The sequence below is a fragment of the Pseudomonas sp. NPDC088368 genome, assembly GCF_044753445.1.
GTDB classification, from domain to species: domain Bacteria; phylum Pseudomonadota; class Gammaproteobacteria; order Pseudomonadales; family Pseudomonadaceae; genus Aquipseudomonas; species Aquipseudomonas bambusae.
Genome location: NZ_JBIVNG010000006.1, coordinates 188,475 through 203,410, shown reverse-complemented (window position 1 = coordinate 203,410; position 14,936 = coordinate 188,475). Strand labels below are relative to the sequence as shown.

12 protein-coding genes are annotated in these 14,936 nt (G+C 60.0%); 5 read left to right on the top strand and 7 right to left on the bottom strand.

The window, feature by feature from the left end; all coding sequences use genetic code 11:
* Positions 1 to 164: 164 nt before the first annotated feature.
* Both ACIQAL_RS15015 and rlmKL read right to left on the bottom strand, forming a co-directional pair.
* Positions 165 to 2,174 (bottom strand): diguanylate cyclase, encoded by a 2,010-nt coding sequence (locus ACIQAL_RS15015; RefSeq protein WP_401146649.1) that lies wholly within the window; start codon positions 2,172 to 2,174, stop codon positions 165 to 167.
* A gap of 157 nt (positions 2,175 to 2,331) precedes the next feature.
* Positions 2,332 to 4,602 (bottom strand): bifunctional 23S rRNA (guanine(2069)-N(7))-methyltransferase RlmK/23S rRNA (guanine(2445)-N(2))-methyltransferase RlmL, encoded by a 2,271-nt coding sequence (gene rlmKL, locus ACIQAL_RS15010; RefSeq protein ID WP_401146646.1) that lies wholly within the window; start codon positions 4,600 to 4,602, stop codon positions 2,332 to 2,334.
* Between the two features lie 571 nt (positions 4,603 to 5,173).
* Between rlmKL and rmf the strand changes: the two genes are divergently transcribed.
* On the top strand, positions 5,174 to 5,389 hold the full coding sequence (gene rmf / locus ACIQAL_RS15005) for a ribosome modulation factor (RefSeq protein ID WP_010223328.1): 216 nt from the start codon (positions 5,174 to 5,176) through the stop codon (positions 5,387 to 5,389).
* Positions 5,390 to 5,562: 173 nt separating this feature from the next.
* Here rmf and ACIQAL_RS15000 read toward each other — a convergent pair whose 3' ends face one another.
* The gene (locus ACIQAL_RS15000; RefSeq protein WP_401146642.1) at positions 5,563 to 6,585 is read right to left on the bottom strand and encodes a quinone-dependent dihydroorotate dehydrogenase; all 1,023 of its coding nucleotides are present in this window, start codon (positions 6,583 to 6,585) and stop codon (positions 5,563 to 5,565) included.
* Positions 6,586 to 7,028: 443 nt separating this feature from the next.
* Between ACIQAL_RS15000 and ACIQAL_RS14995 the strand changes: the two genes are divergently transcribed.
* The 4 genes from ACIQAL_RS14995 (at position 7,029) to ACIQAL_RS14980 (ending at position 11,805) form a co-directional block, all read left to right on the top strand.
* A complete protein-coding gene (locus ACIQAL_RS14995) occupies positions 7,029 to 8,240 on the top strand; it encodes a nitrate/nitrite transporter (protein WP_401146641.1) in 1,212 nt (403 codons plus the stop codon).
* A gap of 20 nt (positions 8,241 to 8,260) precedes the next feature.
* Positions 8,261 to 9,955 (top strand): protein phosphatase 2C domain-containing protein, encoded by a 1,695-nt coding sequence (locus ACIQAL_RS14990; RefSeq protein ID WP_401146639.1) that lies wholly within the window; start codon positions 8,261 to 8,263, stop codon positions 9,953 to 9,955.
* Positions 9,956 to 10,105: 150 nt separating this feature from the next.
* A complete protein-coding gene (locus ACIQAL_RS14985) occupies positions 10,106 to 11,035 on the top strand; it encodes an extracellular solute-binding protein (protein WP_401146637.1) in 930 nt (309 codons plus the stop codon).
* On the top strand, positions 11,032 to 11,805 hold the full coding sequence (locus tag ACIQAL_RS14980) for a molybdate ABC transporter permease subunit (protein WP_401146635.1): 774 nt from the start codon (positions 11,032 to 11,034) through the stop codon (positions 11,803 to 11,805). Before ACIQAL_RS14985 ends, ACIQAL_RS14980 begins: the two co-directional genes overlap by 4 nt.
* A gap of 136 nt (positions 11,806 to 11,941) precedes the next feature.
* On the opposite strand, the gene ACIQAL_RS14975 is transcribed toward ACIQAL_RS14980, so the two are convergent.
* From ACIQAL_RS14975 to ACIQAL_RS14960, 4 genes are all read right to left on the bottom strand, one after another.
* Complete coding sequence (locus tag ACIQAL_RS14975; protein ID WP_166595491.1) at positions 11,942 to 12,976, bottom strand: OmpA family protein; 1,035 nt, start codon at positions 12,974 to 12,976, stop codon at positions 11,942 to 11,944.
* 107 nt (positions 12,977 to 13,083) lie between these two features.
* Positions 13,084 to 13,674, bottom strand: coding sequence for an RNA polymerase sigma factor SigX (gene sigX / locus ACIQAL_RS14970; RefSeq protein ID WP_166595490.1), 591 nt, complete (start codon positions 13,672 to 13,674; stop codon positions 13,084 to 13,086).
* A gap of 88 nt (positions 13,675 to 13,762) precedes the next feature.
* The gene (locus ACIQAL_RS14965) at positions 13,763 to 14,587 is read right to left on the bottom strand and encodes a mechanosensitive ion channel family protein (RefSeq protein WP_341964261.1); all 825 of its coding nucleotides are present in this window, start codon (positions 14,585 to 14,587) and stop codon (positions 13,763 to 13,765) included.
* Positions 14,588 to 14,589: 2 nt separating this feature from the next.
* Entirely contained in the window at positions 14,590 to 14,853 is a 264-nt protein-coding gene (locus ACIQAL_RS14960; RefSeq protein ID WP_166595488.1) for a CrfX protein, read from the bottom strand.
* Positions 14,854 to 14,936: the final 83 nt, after the last annotated feature.

The following is a 14,936-nucleotide window of genomic DNA, read 5'->3' as shown; positions in this document are numbered from 1 at the left end:
GGGATGCCACTGTTCCTGTGGGAGCGAATTCATTCGCGAAAAATCGTACATTCGGCACACATGCTTCGGATGTACGAATGCCTCGCGAATGAATTCGCTCCTACAGGTTCAGCGGTGTGATTCAGCTCCCACGGGAGCCTACGAGCAGGATCAAAAGCAGCGGATCAGCTCGACTCCGGCTGTATCCGGTCGCGCCCCGCCATCTTCGCGGCATACACCCCGGAATCCGCCCTCAACAGCAGCGCGTCGGCGCCCTCGCCTTCGCGCCAGCTGGCAATGCCGAAACTTGCGGTAACCCGTCCCACGCCATCGACTGGCTGCGTGCGCAGGGCGGACCACAGCTCCACCGCCAACCCGTAGGCCTGATCGCTATCGGTGTCGGGGCACAGGACCATGAATTCTTCCCCACCAAGCCGGCAAAAGACGTCACTGCGCCGCAACCGATGACACAACCGCTCGCAGATGGCTTGCAGCACATGATCGCCCACGGCATGGCCCAGTTGATCGTTGATGGCCTTAAAGTGGTCGATGTCCAGCATGACCACGGAGAACATGCCACCGTACTGTTCGACACGGAACACCTCGGCCTGTAGACGCTCCTGAAAATAACGCCGGTTGTAGACGCCCGTCAGCGCATCCGTCACGGACATCGTGCGCAGTTCTTCCTCTACCCGTTTGCGCTCGGTGATGTCCAGGCACACGGCCAGGTAGCCGATCCATTGATCGTGCTCGTCGAGGACCGGGCTGACCTGCATGTTGACCTGCAAATGGCTGCCGTCATGGCGCACCAGCGTCCAGTCATTGGCCTGATGGCCGTGCTCTTGCACCGCTTCGATCAGCATGACTTCCACGGTGTCGACCACCCGGTCATAGCGCTGGCTCAATTCATTGACATGGGCCGCCAGCTCGGAAGGCAGGTGCAGCTCACACAAGGTCCGGACGCCGCAGATGTCCGAGCTGTCGTAACCGAGCATTTTTTCGGCGCCGATGTTGAAGGTGGTGATCAGGCCGTTCATGTCCGTGGCAATGATTGCCACCTGGGTGGCCGCGTCCAGCACATTGCGTAACTGACTGTGGGCGGTGCGCAGTTGCTGTTCGCGCTGGCGCAGCTGCGTCGTGCTTTGCTCCACCATCCGCAAGGCGCGCTGACGCTGGCTGATCAGCACGTACAGCAAGGCACTCAGCATGAAACTGAGCAGCGCGCCGAGGATCACCAGGCTGTCGTTGGACGAAGGGTTGGCACCGATGAAGACGGAGGTCGGTCGCACTTTCAACTGATAGATGCGGCCCGCAAAATTCAGGGTTTTGGTGATGGAGAGGTCGCTGACCGCTGCGTTGGCGGCTGACTGATACAGCACGTCGGATTCCGGCGCTCCCGTGATGTCTTCGAGCCTGAGGTTCAGGTTGTCTTCGGCACTCAACGGCAAGCCTTCAGTCATCATTTTATGAAGGCTGATGACCGCTACCAAAAATCCCTGCAATGCCCCCAGCGAAGAGGTTTCGGGGTGCGGGCGGGACTGAACGGGGGCCACTAGCAGGATGCCTTTGCTGTTTTCCGTTTCGAGACCTACCAGGTTCATGTGCGGTGAAGCAGCCATTTCGCCGGTCCAGATCGCCCGCTCAAGGGTCTCCTGCCGCACACGCTCGGAATTCACGTCAAAACCCAACGGCAATTCGAGGGTACTTCGGCTTTGAGAGAAACGCACCGGGTAATAAACCGGGCGCCTGTTCGCGACCGCCAAGCTGCTGCCCCCATCCAACTCTCGAATGGAATAGTTGCGCACCCCGGCATCCCGAGCGCTCTTCTCAAACGCCTCGCGATCACTGTCCAGGACTTTGGGCGCCCATGAATACGCTTGGGTGAAGGTCAACAGAGGGCGGGCGAAGCCGTTGTACTCCTCTTCGGAAACGTCATCGGAGTACACGAAGAACCGGCGCAGGCTGTCCAGTCGTCGCAGTTGCCCCTCTAAACGGTCCTGAATGCGGCTCACTCGCTCGGCGGCCAGCAAGTCGAAGCGTTGACGCAACTGACGCTGATACACCTCGACGTTGGCCAACGCCAGGAGCGCGGTCAGTACGGCACCGGCAGAGAAAACAAGCCCGGCAACCGCCCACGACGACGTGTCTTCATTAATGAAGCCAAGGATCTTCGCGCTGGACCGGTTAGACGACATAGGCTGAACTCATGGCGCCACGTGCTGCCGTGGCACGTGGCCAGAGTTAACTTATAGCTATTCGCCATTAGTTTGCCTAGTGCTGCGTGTCCGTCAGCATCTCGCGACCCCGGATGCCCGCCGTTGCAGCGGGTGCCGGAGCCGATGCGGTATCGATTCAGCGCGCGGTGATCTTCCAGGCGCGGTGGATCTTGCCGTTTCGCGTGAAGTCCGGATCGATGGTTTGCTGAGTGATTTCCTCGACCGCGTACCGTTCGGCGAGGTTTTCTTCCAGCTGGAACTTGCGGAAGTTGTTGGAAAAATACAGCACGCCGCCGCTGGCCAGACGCGCCATCGCCAGGTCAATCAGTTGCACCTGATCGCGCTGCACGTCGAACACCCCTTCCATGCGCTTGGAGTTGGAGAAGGTCGGCGGGTCGATGAAGATCAGGTCGTATTCGTCGCGACTCGCTTCCAGCCAGGCCATCACGTCGCCCTGTTCCAGACGGTTCTTGTCAGAAAAGCCGTTGAGCGACAGGTTGCGGCGCGCCCAGTCCAGGTAGGTTTTTGACAGGTCGACGCTGGTGGTACTGCGCGCGCCGCCTTTGGCCGCATGCACGCTGGCAGTCGCGGTGTAGCAGAACAGGTTCAGGAAACGCTTGCCCGCCGATTCGCGCTGGATGCGCATCCGCATCGGGCGGTGATCGAGGAACAGACCGGTGTCGAGGTAGTCGGTCAGGTTGACCAACAGCTTGACGCCGCCTTCGTTAACCTCGTTGAACTTGCCTTGGGCGCTCTGACGCTCGTACTGCCTGGTCCCACTCTGACGCTCACGGCGTTTGACGATGACGCGGCTCTTATCGATGTTCAACGCTTGGGGAATGGCCGCCAAGGCATCGAACATGCGGATCGACGCCTTATCCGGGTCGATGGACTTCGGCGCGGCGTATTCCTGGACGTGGACCCAGTCGTGGTACAGGTCGATAGCCATCGCGTACTCGGGCATATCGGCGTCGTACACGCGGTAGCAGTCGATGCCTTCGCGCTTGACCCACTTGCCCATGGCCTTGAGGTTCTTTTGCAGGCGATTGGCGAACATCTGCCCGCCTTCGCTCAGGCGTGGCTGCTCGATCACCGGCGCGGGCGCTGGCGCCGGTTTGATCGGGTTGCCGTTCTTGTTGAATTTACGCTCTTGCGGCTCATCCGGGGTCTGGTCGTAGGCCGCCTGTTCGCGCTCGGCCTGACGCTGCTCGGGGGTGCGACGCTCGCCGGTGACGAACTGATCCGGCAACACCTTGATCAGCAGCAGCTTGCACGGCAAGGCGCCGTTCCAGAACGCGTATTGCTTGTGGCTGCGGATGCCCATGCGCTTGCCCAGGTCCGGCGCGCCGGTGAACACGGCCGCTTCCCAGTTCAGACAGGCCTGACGCAGACGCTCGCCCAGATTCTGGTAGAGGTACAGCAGGCTCGCTTCGTCGCCCAGACGTTCGCCATACGGCGGGTTGCAGATCACCAGCCCTTTTTGATTCTGGTCCGGACGCGGCTCGAAGGTCGCGACTTCGCCTTGATAAATCTTGATCCAGTCCGACAGTCCGGCGCGCTCGACGTTGTTGCGACCCGGCTGGATCAGTCGAGGATCGGCTTCGTAGCCGCGAATCCACAGCGGCGGCTTGGCCAGACCGGCCTCGGCGCGGGCCTGGGCTTCGTCATGCAGCTTGCGCCACAACGCCGGGACATGGCCCAGCCACGCGGAAAAACCCCAACGCTCACGCTTGAGGTTCGGTGCAATATCGGCAGCGATCATTGCCGCTTCGACCAGGAAGGTCCCCACGCCGCACATGGGGTCGGCCAGCGCGCCGCCGTCCGCCGCAATACGCGGCCAGCCGGAACGAATGAGAATGGCCGCCGCGAGGTTTTCCTTCAGCGGCGCCGCGCCCTGCTGCAAGCGATAGCCGCGCTGGTGCAGGCTGTGGCCGGACAGGTCCAACGAAAGAATCGCTTCGCCACGGTCCAGCCGCAGGTGGACGCGCAGGTCAGGGTTGAGTTTGTCGATCGACGGACGCAGGCCTTCCGGGGTGCGCAGGCGGTCGACGATGGCGTCCTTGACCTTCAACGCGCCGAAGTGGGTATTGTCGATGCCCGAACCATGCCCACTGAATTCCACGGCCAGGGTGCCATCCGGTTCCAGATGGTCGGCCCATTCGATGTCATGCACGCCGTGGTACAGATCTTCGGCATCTTTCATCGGGAAGCGTTTGAGGACCAGCAGCACGCGGTTGGCCAGACGCGACCACAGGCACAGCCGGTAGGCGGTTTCCATGTCGGCGCTGCCCCGAATCGTCGAGGTGTGTTCGCGGGTGTCCTGGAGGCCAAGTGCGGTGGCTTCCTCGGCGAGCAGGCCCTCAAGACCTTTGGGACAGGTGAGGAAGAGTTCGTATTGGTCCGACATGAGATTTCCAGAGCCTTCGGCTATGTGGCGGGACAACGCATCGTCCGGCCCGATTCAACAGACGTCTTTCGTGGAGACGTCCGGGTGGCACACGGTTGTGCCGCTCCGCCGCGTCGAATGATTTCGAGTACGGCAGTTATGCCCGTCAGAACGTCCAACAAGCATGTTTGTTCTTAAAAAACCGCTATTCAGCCCGACGACGGCAGTAATAAAAAGTCACATCCTTGACCCTTCGTCGTTTTAAATCTGACGTCAAACAGCCATCAGCTGTCCATGAGAATGAGTCGCAAATTTCATCAAGCCCCTCGGTTCAGGGGGCTTCGCGAAAAAAACACACTCGAAACGATTCAGTGCTTATGGTCTTAACGCCTCAATGGTTACGTTCTTATGACAAAACGGTCATTCACAGCATCCGAACCATTGGTTAGAACTCACCTCAGGCCTTCGTCGCAACGACGAGGGCACCATCGCCCGCGACGCCGGCAGCGGGCATGCAAAGGCAGAAGATTCTGCCCGACCTCGACATGAGGTCTCCAGGGACATAACAGTCAACAAACGAGGGCAACACCCTATGAGAAGACTTAAGCGTGATCCGTTGGAAAGAGCTTTTTCGCGCGGATATCAATACGGCGTAACTGGTAAATCCCGTGAGCTTTGCCCATTTACTCTACCGTCGGTGCGCCAAGCCTGGATCAATGGCTGGCGGGAAGGACGCGGCGACAACTGGGACGGTATGACCGGCACTGCGGGTATACACAGACTCAACGAACTTCACGCGGTCGGCTGACACTCAAATTACCAAAGGTACACTTCGACTCATCAGAATTTCTTCGAAAGAATCGACAATCTGCGTCTTAAACACCTAACCATGCACGCCCCATCCGGGCGGCGGGCTCAGGCCCAAGAGGGGCTCCATTACGGAGCCCCTCTTTATTTGAAGCCGCATTGTGTACCGAATGCTTAGCGAGTCATCGCCGCGATGGCGTCCACCGATTCGCGAATCAACGTCGGGCCTTTATAAATGAAGCCCGAATAGACCTGCACCAGACTCGCACCGGCCGCGATCTTTTCAGCGGCGTGCTTGCCTTCGGTGATCCCCCCCGCCGCGATGATCGGCAGCTTCCCGCCCAACTCACCGGCCAGCACCTTGACGATGTGAGTGCTCTTTTCGCGCACCGGCGCGCCGGACAGACCGCCCGCCTCGTCGCCATGTGGCAGCCCTTCGACACCCTGACGGCTCAGCGTGGTATTGGTCGCGATCACAGCGTCCATGCCCGACTCCAGCAGCGCACGGGCCACCAGCACGGTTTCTTCATCGCTCATGTCCGGCGCGATCTTGATCGCCAACGGCACACGTTTGCCGTGAATCTGGGTCAGTGCGTCCTGGCGAACGCGCAACGCTTCGAGGAGTTGCTTGAGGGAATCGCCGAATTGCAGGCTGCGCAGGCCCGGCGTGTTCGGCGAGCTTACATTGACGGTGATGTAACTGGCGTGGGCGTAAACCTTGTCCAGACAGATCAGGTAATCGTCCACGGCGCGCTCGACCGGCGTATCGAAGTTCTTGCCGATGTTGATGCCCAGTACGCCGGTGTATTTGGCGGCCTGCACGCGGCTGACGAGGTTGTCGACGCCCAGGTTGTTGAAGCCCATGCGGTTGATGATGGCTTCAGCGTGGGGCAGACGGAAAATCCTTGGCTTCGGGTTGCCGGGCTGCGGACGCGGGGTCACGGTGCCGATTTCGACGAAACCGAAACCCAGCTGGGCGAAGCCGTCGATGGCTGCACCGTTCTTGTCCAGACCGGCCGCCAGGCCCACCGGGTTCGGGAACTGCAAGCCCATGACCGTCACCGGCAACCGCGCGGGCGCCTTGTTGAACAGGCCATTGAGCCCCAGACGCCCTCCCGCGCCGATCAGGTCGATGGACAGGTCGTGGGAAGCTTCCGGGGAGAGTTTGAACAGTAACTGGCGGGCCAGGTTATACATGGGCGGGCGCGGCTCGTTTGAGGCTGAAGTCAGCCGCGGATTATAAACGTCCACAGGGGGCCAGCGCGAGGCATGTCGCGAACTTTGCACGGGACGGCGCAAAAGCCTGCGGAATGATCACAGCTGAGGCACGACACCCTCGCCGGCGCACCAAAGCGGAACAAAAACCTCCGACGCCCGCCACGATTCCCGCGAAACATCGACCGAACAGGCGATGGCCCACGTCTTGCTAAGTCAATCCCACAGGTAGCCAACGGCGGTTGCCCACACACTCGACAAAGACGTCGCTCACCCCTTCGCACAACGCGGACAGGGTGGCGGCGTTTTTTCGTTTGGGCTCAAAAAAAAACGGTGAAGCGCCAGACACGCTTTTCCCGCAACCAACCCCGCAGCGGTGCGAACGACACGCGCACCGGCGACGATTTCCGCAGATGAGGTGTGAGATGACGACAAGCTTCTGGAAAGCCGGACACAAACCCACGCTGTTCGCAGCGTTTCTTTATTTCGACCTGAGCTTCATGGTCTGGTATCTGCTCGGCCCGTTGGCGGTGCAGATCGCCGCTGATCTGCACCTGACCACTCAGCAACGCGGGCTCATGGTCGCCACGCCGATTCTCGCCGGGGCGATTCTGCGCTTCCTGATGGGCATGCTGGCGGATCAACTGTCGCCCAAGACCGCAGGCATCATCGGCCAGGTCATCGTCATCGTTGCCCTGCTCTGTGCCTGGCAACTGGGCATCCACAGCTATGAACAGGCGCTGTTCCTCGGCATCGCGCTGGGCATGGCGGGCGCGTCGTTCGCCGTCGCCCTGCCGCTGGCGTCGCAGTGGTATCCGCCACAACACCAAGGCAAGGCGATGGGCATCGCCGGCGCTGGCAACTCCGGGACCGTTTTCGCGGCGCTGATCGCCCCGGTATTGGCTGCGAGCTTCGGCTGGAGCAACGTGTTTGGCTTTGCCGCCATACCGCTGGTGCTGACGCTGGTGGCCTTCTCGTTCATGGCCCGCAATGCGCCAGAGCGTCCACCTCGCAAAGCCATGGCGGACTATTTCAAGGCGCTGGGCGACCGCGACAGCTGGTGGTTCATGTTTTTCTACAGCGTCACTTTCGGCGGGTTCATTGGCCTGGCCAGCGCCCTGCCCGGCTACTTCAACGACCAGTACGGCCTGAGCCCGGTCACGGCCGGTTACTACACCGCCGCCTGCGTGTTCGGTGGCAGCCTGATGCGTCCGCTGGGTGGCGCGCTGGCGGACCGTTTCGGCGGCATCCGCACGTTGTCCGGCATGTACGCCGTGGCAGCCATTTGCATCGCTGCAGTGGGCTTCAACCTGCCAAGCTCATGGGCAGCGCTGGGCCTGTTCGTCGCGGCCATGCTCGGTCTCGGGGCAGGCAACGGCGCGGTGTTCCAACTGGTGCCGCAACGTTTCCGCAAAGAGATCGGCGTGATGACCGGCTTGATCGGCATGGCGGGTGGCATCGGTGGTTTTCTGTTGGCAGCGGGCCTGGGTGCGATCAAACAGAACACCGGGGATTACCAATTGGGCCTGTGGCTGTTCGCACTGTTGGGCGTCCTCGCCTGGTTCGGCCTGATGAATGTCAAACGCCGCTGGAGAACCACCTGGGGGTCGGCAGCTGTTACGGCGGCGCGCGTTTGACGGGCTAAAAGGAACGGACGATGAATCAGCCCGCGATGCCGCCACCCGCCGTGCCCACCGGCCTGCAACTGCGCTTTGCCGAGTTCAGCGCTTGCGGCCCTCGTGCGGAGAATCAGGACGCCACGCGAACGGTGACCCCGGTTCCGTCACTGGCCGCCAGCAAGGGCTATCTCTTTGCAGTGGCCGATGGCGTCAGTCAGTGCACCGATGGCGGGCTGGCCTCGCGCTCAACGCTTCAGGCCCTGGCGCTGGATTACTACGCCACGCCGGAAACCTGGGGCGTGGCGCAAGCCCTGGATCGCTTACTGTCGGCGCAGAACCGCTGGTTGCAAGCCAACGGGCTGCTGACCACCCTCAGCGCACTGGTCCTGCGGGGACGTCGTTTCACCCTCGCCCACATCGGCGATTGTCGGGTGTATCGATGGCTCGACGGCACGCTGCAACGGATCAGCGAGGACCACGTCTGGGAACAACCGGACATGCGGCATGTGCTGAAACGGGCGTTGGGACTGGATCAGTACGTGGTCATGGATTACCTCGACGGTGAACTGCGGCAGGGAGAGCGGCTGCTGCTGATCAGCGACGGCGTGTGGGGGGTGTTGAGCGACAGCACTGTCCGCTCGATACTCAGCGAGCAGGATGACCTGGATGCCGCAGTCAATGCGTTGGTCACGGCGGCGCATTTGGCGGGCAGTCAGGACAACGCCACCGCGCTGTTGATTCAGGTGGACCAGTTGGGAGCTGACTCTCTGGGCGATGCGCTGATTCAGCTGCAACAATGGCCTTTGCCACCCAATCTGCGTGCCGGGCAATCATTCGAGGGCTGGCGCGTTGAAGCGGCATTGGGCGACTCGCGTCAGTCGCTCTTGTATCGGCTGAGGGACGCGCACGATCGCCCTTGGCTGTTGAAAACGTTACCCACCTCCCGCCAGGACGAAAACGGTGCCGCGCAGGCGCTGTTGCTTGAGGAGTGGTTTGTACGGCGCGTCGCCGGGCGCTTCTTTCCCGACGTGCATCCGTTGCCCGAACGGCAGCACCTGTATTACGTGATGCGCGAATACTCCGGCCAGACGCTCGCTCACACTTTTGCCCAACACGGCCCAATGGACTGGGCGCAGTGGCACACGCTCGCCCGGGACTTGATAAGCGCCCTGGGCCTGCTGCATCGGCGCAATATTTTCCATCGCGACATCAAACCGGAAAACCTGCTGATCGATGAGAACGGCGAGCTGCGGGTGCTGGATTTCGGCCTCGCGTTCTGTCCCGGCCTGTCCGTCGATGCCGCGGGCGATGTGCCCGGCACGCCGAGTTTCATTGCCCCGGAAGCCTTCAACGGTGCGCCCCCGGCCCCTTCTCTGGACCTGTACGCCGCCAGCGTCACGCTGTATTTCCTGCTCACCGGACATTACCCCCACGGCGAAATCGAAGCCTTTCAGCGCCATCGTTTCGGACAGCCCGTCCCGGCAAACCGTTATCGTCCTGACACCCCCGAGTGGCTCGAACGTCACTTGGACAAGGCTCTGCAAGCCGACCCAGCCAAACGTTTCGAAACCGCCGAACAGTGGCTGTTGGAACTTGAACGAGGAGAACTGAGCCTGCTGGACGCTCGCCCCAAGCCCCTGCTGGAGCGCGAGCCATTGAAAGTCTGGCGCGGGGTCGCGCTCGTCTCGCTGCTCCTGAACCTGTTGCTGTGGATCTGGGTGATCAAGCATTGAGGGCGATCTAATGTCGCTCAACGGACAGCCTTAGGCGATCAACTCCCAATCTGCGAGAAGGGATCGCCGCACGCAAGCGCGGCGAGCAATCATTGGGCTACCATCGCGCGCTGTATAAAGTTTTACATACCGTGATGAGGTGGTAACCGTATGAGACATCAATTGGGCCTGGCCGTCGCCTTGAGCAGCCTGATGTGGGCGGGTGCGTCGTCGGCATTCGCTGCTGACGATTTCCGGGTGGCCTACGCCGGATCGATGGGCGTGGTCATGGACAAATTCCTCGGCCCCGCATTTGCCACGCAACAGCACGTCAACTATCAGGGCCAGGGCGAAGGCGCCTACGGGCTTGCGCGCCTGCTGGCGTCGGGCAAAGCCACGGCAGACGTATTCGTCTCCATCACCCCTGGCCCGGTCGAAATTCTGCAAAAAGCCGGACTCGTGGACGAAGTGATACCCGTCGCCAGCACCCGCATGGTCATTGCCTACAACCCGAAAAGCACCTTTGCCGCCGCCCTCGCGGCCAGCAATCAACCCGGTGCCAAGACGCCGTGGTGGCAGGTATTGAAAGCGCCTGGCCTCAAGTTCGGTCGCACCGATGCCCGTGTCGATCCTCAGGGCCAGAACATCATCTTCAGCCTGATGCTCGCTGAGAAGTTCTATAAACAGCCCGGCCTGAGCAATGCCGTGCTCGGCGACGTACAAAACCCTGCGCAAGTCTACGGCGAAGGCGGCCTGCTGACGCGCCTGCAAGCAGGCCAACTGGATGCGGCTTCAGGTTACGAAAGCGCAACGCTGTCGGCCAAATTGCCTTACGTCGCGCTACCGGACGAGATCAACCTCAGCAACCCGACATTTGCCAAAAGCTGGTACGACACCGTCAGCCTGAACCTGACCGACAGCAAGGGCCAGCCTCAAACCCTCAGCCCGCAGCCACTGGTGTTCTACGCAGCCGTCCTGAAGAACGCCCCTGACCACAAACGTGGCGAGGCTTTCGTCGCGTATTTGCAATCCAGCCAAGGCCAGGCCCTGTTCACGCAAAACGGATATGGCCAGCCTAAAGGCGAAGCGCTGCACCCATGACGGCCCATGGACCGGCGCCAGGCCGGGTCGCCTGGTTGAGCGTTCCGGCCTGCGCGGTGCTGGCGGTGCCGTTCCTGACATTGATCAACGAGACGTCGTGGCATGACGCCCGGTTGGCCTACGGCGACTGGCAGGCAATCTTCACCTCACTGGGCCTGACCAGCCTGTCGATGCTGCTGATGATTGGGCTTGGGTTGCCATTGGCCTATTGGCTGGCGCGCAGCGGGTCGATCTGGAAGCGTGGGGTTCAATGCATGGTGTTGGTTGCCCTGCTCACGCCGCCACTGGCCATGGGCATTCTGCTCGTGTCGGCATTCGGACCTTACGGGTCGCTGGGCGAAGGCCTGGCGCGCCTGGGGATCGCGCTGTCGAACAACGTCGGCGCGTTCGTGCTGGCTCAGGTGTATGGGGGCTTGGCGTATTTCGTGTTATCGGCCACTTCTGCCTTTGAAGGCGTGCCTCGAACACTGGAAGAAGCGGCGCGCAGTCTGGGCTGCACAGGGTGGGAAACGTTCTGCCGCGTGACCTTGCCGTCGGCGCGGCGAGCCTTGGCAACGGGGCTTGCTATCGCTTGGGGTCGGGTGATTGGCGAGTTCGGCATTGTGATGGTGTTCGCCTATTTCCCGCAGGGTATCCCGGTGAAGCTCTTTGTCAATTTGCAGAATGATGGCGTTGACGCGGTGTATGCATTGGTGTGGTTGTTATTGCTGGTGACACTGCCGTTTCCACTGTGGTGTCTTTCAAAGTTTGCCAACAATACCCGCTATTAAATTGCCACTAACCAGTCAGTTCATTGGCCTCAATACCGATACATGGGTGCGACAATTCGCCACATATCAAACCTTTAAAACCCTCAGAAAAAGAAAAACCCGGCCGAGGCCGGGTTCTTCTGCAAAGCGGGGCTAATTACTTAGCTTGAGCTTCGACTTGTGCTTCTACGCGACGGTTAACAGCGCGGCCAGCCTCGGTTGCGTTGTCGGCAACTGGACGGGATTCGCCGTAGCCAACCGAGTTCACGCGGTTAGCGCCAACACCGTACTGGTTAACCAGAACTTGCTTAACGGCGTTTGCACGACGCTCGGACAGTTTCTGGTTGTAAGCGTCAGGACCGACGGAGTCAGTGTGACCTTCAACAGTGGTGGTGGTTTGTGGGTATTGCTTCATGAAGTCAGCCAGGTTTTTGATGTCACCGTAGCTGTTTGGCTTGACGACCGACTTGTCGAAGTCGAATTTCACGTCCAGCTCAACACGTACGACTTCAGCAACTGCCGGGCAACCGTTGGCGTCAACGGTAACGTTGGCCGGGGTGTCTGGGCACTTGTCGACGTTGTCGCACACGCCGTCGTTGTCGCTGTCGGAGCACACTTCAGCTACTGGAGCCGGTGCTGCTTCAACTTTCTTCGAGCCGCCGCCGAAGTTCACACCGATACCGACGCTTGGCGCCCACTCGGTGTCACCCTGGTCGATGTTGTACTGAGCTTCAACGCCAGCACGGGCGTAGAAGTTGTCAGTGAAGTACAGCTTGGCACCGCCGCCGATGTTGGCGAAGGTGGAACGGTTACGACCGCCGCTGCCGTTCTGACCGATGCTCTGATCGGAGAAACCAGCCGAGACGTATGGGCGCAGCATGTCGCCCGGATTGTTGAAGTGGTACAGAGCGTCCAGAGCGGTGTTCGCGCCCTTGATGTTCTTGCCATCGTCGCTGCGCACGTTGTGCACTTCGTCGTAGCCCAGACGCAATTCAACGTCGTCGGTCAGGAAGTAGCCAACAGAACCGCCGAACAGGTTGCCGTTATTTTTGAAATTACGAGCGCTGTCGAACTGTTCTTTCTTGGCGAAGCCTTCGATTTCGACTGCGCCTTGGCCTTGTGCCAGCGCGCCGAACGAAGTTGCGGCAACAATAGTACCAATGGCCAAGCCCAAGGTGTTTTTCAGTTTCATCCGTTAAATCCCCATCTGGTGATTGTAAAGCGGTCTCCCTTATCAGGAGACAACTCATCGGCAAGTCTATCAGAACTTGCCTGCTCGTTAGAGATATTTGCTCCGAGTTAAGTTTCGGTCACGCCTGCAAATTTCTCGCGTAATTTATCAAGTGCTCGTTTGTAGCGCATTTTCGTCGCACTCAGGCCCATGTGCATTATGTCTGCGATCTCCTGAAATTCCAGCTCTGCGACGAATCGCAGCACCAGGATTTCCCGGTCAATCGGGTTCACGTGCACCAGCCATCGATCGAGCCCGCCCTTTTCTTCTGGTTTTGGCGTCTTGTCTTCAGACGCTTCCTCGAGTGGGTCGAGACTCAAAGCGTCCATCAACCGACGCTTCCGACGCTCCTTTCTGTACTGCGTAATGCATTCGTTATACGTGATGCTGTAGAGCCAGGTTTTGAATTTCGATTTTCCCTCGAAATTTTTCAATCCATACAACACCTTAAGCATCACCTCCTGACAGACATCGTCAGCATCGCGATCGTTCCCCAAATATCGCGCACAGACGTTAAAAAGTGTCCGTTGGTAGCGCCGCATCAGCTCCTCGTAGGCCCGAGTCACGTGAAACAACTCGGCGTGCGAGCGCGCCACCAGCTCCTCATCGGAGAGCTCGCGGGGGTCGTATCGCTGTGAGAGCGGTTGGGGTTTATTCAAAACAGGCCGTGCCGACAGTCAGGTAAATGTCCACCGCGTCTCGGTTCTCCGGGATTTTGCGGCGGCATACATTAGCAGATTTGCCGGTTCAGCGGCTGCTCACCCGCTGTTCGAGAAGGATTCGGTTCGACAACGACACCAGTTCACCTTCCTCGGTCAGCAGCGTGGTTTTCACCGTGCCAATCTCTTCGATCTGCCCTTCGACCTCTCCAACACGCACTTGTTGCCCTACCTGATACAACTCTCTCACATAAATTCCTGCCAGGATCTGGCTCGCAATTTCGCGACTTCCCAGCCCCATCGCCAGCGCAACGGCCAGACCAACGGTAATCAATCCGATCACGATGACGTGGTTCAGCAGGTCGGTTTTCACCTCCAACTGGCTGATCGCCACCGAAATGCTGATGATGATCACCAGCCATTGGGCGATACGCCCCAGCCCTGCCGCGTAATCCAGACCGACGCCTTCCGCTGCGCCACGGACGATACCGTTCACCAACTGAGCCAGCAGGACACCCACCAGCAGCACCAGCGCCGCGCCAAACACTTTCGGCAGATACAGCGCCAGCATGTCCAGTGTCGCCGAGACCCGCTCAAGGCCGAGGGATTCTGCCGCCGACACCAGAAAAATCAACAGCACGAACCAATACACAATCTTTCCGATCAGCGTCGAAATCGGGACTTGAATCCCTGCGCGGCTGATCAGTTTGGTCAGGCCGGTGCCGCCCATCAGGCGATCCAGCCCCAGTTTTGCCAACAACTTGGACAGCAGGGTGTCGAGCAGCTTGGCGACCACGAAACCCAGCAGAACAACCACCAGAGCCCCGAACAGGTTCGGGATGAAGTTCGCGACTTTGGTCCACAACGCAGTCATTGCGGTGACCAGGCTCTGTGTCCAGAGATCCAATTCCATATTCAATCAGCCTTGTCTTGAGCACCGTCAAACGGGGTGCCGGCAATCGTCGCCTTGCGACGGGAAACAGGTGAAACGTGAGCCGAACCGTTGTTCACGGCAATCATCAGGGCTTGCGTGCAACGGCCGAGCAGGCCAAACAGATCACCTGCACCGACCTGGCGATTCGCCGTCTTCAAGACTCGCCCCAGCACTGCGTCATCGTCCCGGCTGGAGGACGAAGAATTGAGCATGTCTCTCAGTGATTCTTCAAACGGGTCGTGCATGGGCACCTCACGTGATGTCACTGGAAGACGCAGGCAGTTTTGCACGAGTCACACGACGAAACCGGATCAACTCCTTTTTTTGC

Excerpts from the sequence above, each read along its gene's own strand:
- ACIQAL_RS14990 (WP_401146639.1), top strand. The coding sequence starts at position 8,261 with ATGAATCAGCCCGCGATGCCGCCACCCGCCGTGCCCACCGGCCTGCAA.
- ACIQAL_RS14995 (WP_401146641.1), top strand. The coding sequence starts at position 7,029 with ATGACGACAAGCTTCTGGAAAGCCGGACACAAACCCACGCTGTTCGCA.
- ACIQAL_RS14960 (WP_166595488.1), bottom strand. The coding sequence starts at position 14,853 with ATGCACGACCCGTTTGAAGAATCACTGAGAGACATGCTCAATTCTTCG.
- ACIQAL_RS14985 (WP_401146637.1), top strand. The coding sequence starts at position 10,106 with ATGAGACATCAATTGGGCCTGGCCGTCGCCTTGAGCAGCCTGATGTGG.
- ACIQAL_RS14975 (WP_166595491.1), bottom strand. The coding sequence starts at position 12,976 with ATGAAACTGAAAAACACCTTGGGCTTGGCCATTGGTACTATTGTTGCC.
- ACIQAL_RS15000 (WP_401146642.1), bottom strand. The coding sequence starts at position 6,585 with ATGTATAACCTGGCCCGCCAGTTACTGTTCAAACTCTCCCCGGAAGCT.
- ACIQAL_RS15015 (WP_401146649.1), bottom strand. The coding sequence starts at position 2,174 with ATGTCGTCTAACCGGTCCAGCGCGAAGATCCTTGGCTTCATTAATGAA.
- ACIQAL_RS14965 (WP_341964261.1), bottom strand. The coding sequence starts at position 14,587 with ATGGAATTGGATCTCTGGACACAGAGCCTGGTCACCGCAATGACTGCG.
- ACIQAL_RS14980 (WP_401146635.1), top strand. The coding sequence starts at position 11,032 with ATGACGGCCCATGGACCGGCGCCAGGCCGGGTCGCCTGGTTGAGCGTT.
- rmf (WP_010223328.1), top strand. The coding sequence starts at position 5,174 with ATGAGAAGACTTAAGCGTGATCCGTTGGAAAGAGCTTTTTCGCGCGGA.
- rlmKL (WP_401146646.1), bottom strand. The coding sequence starts at position 4,602 with ATGTCGGACCAATACGAACTCTTCCTCACCTGTCCCAAAGGTCTTGAG.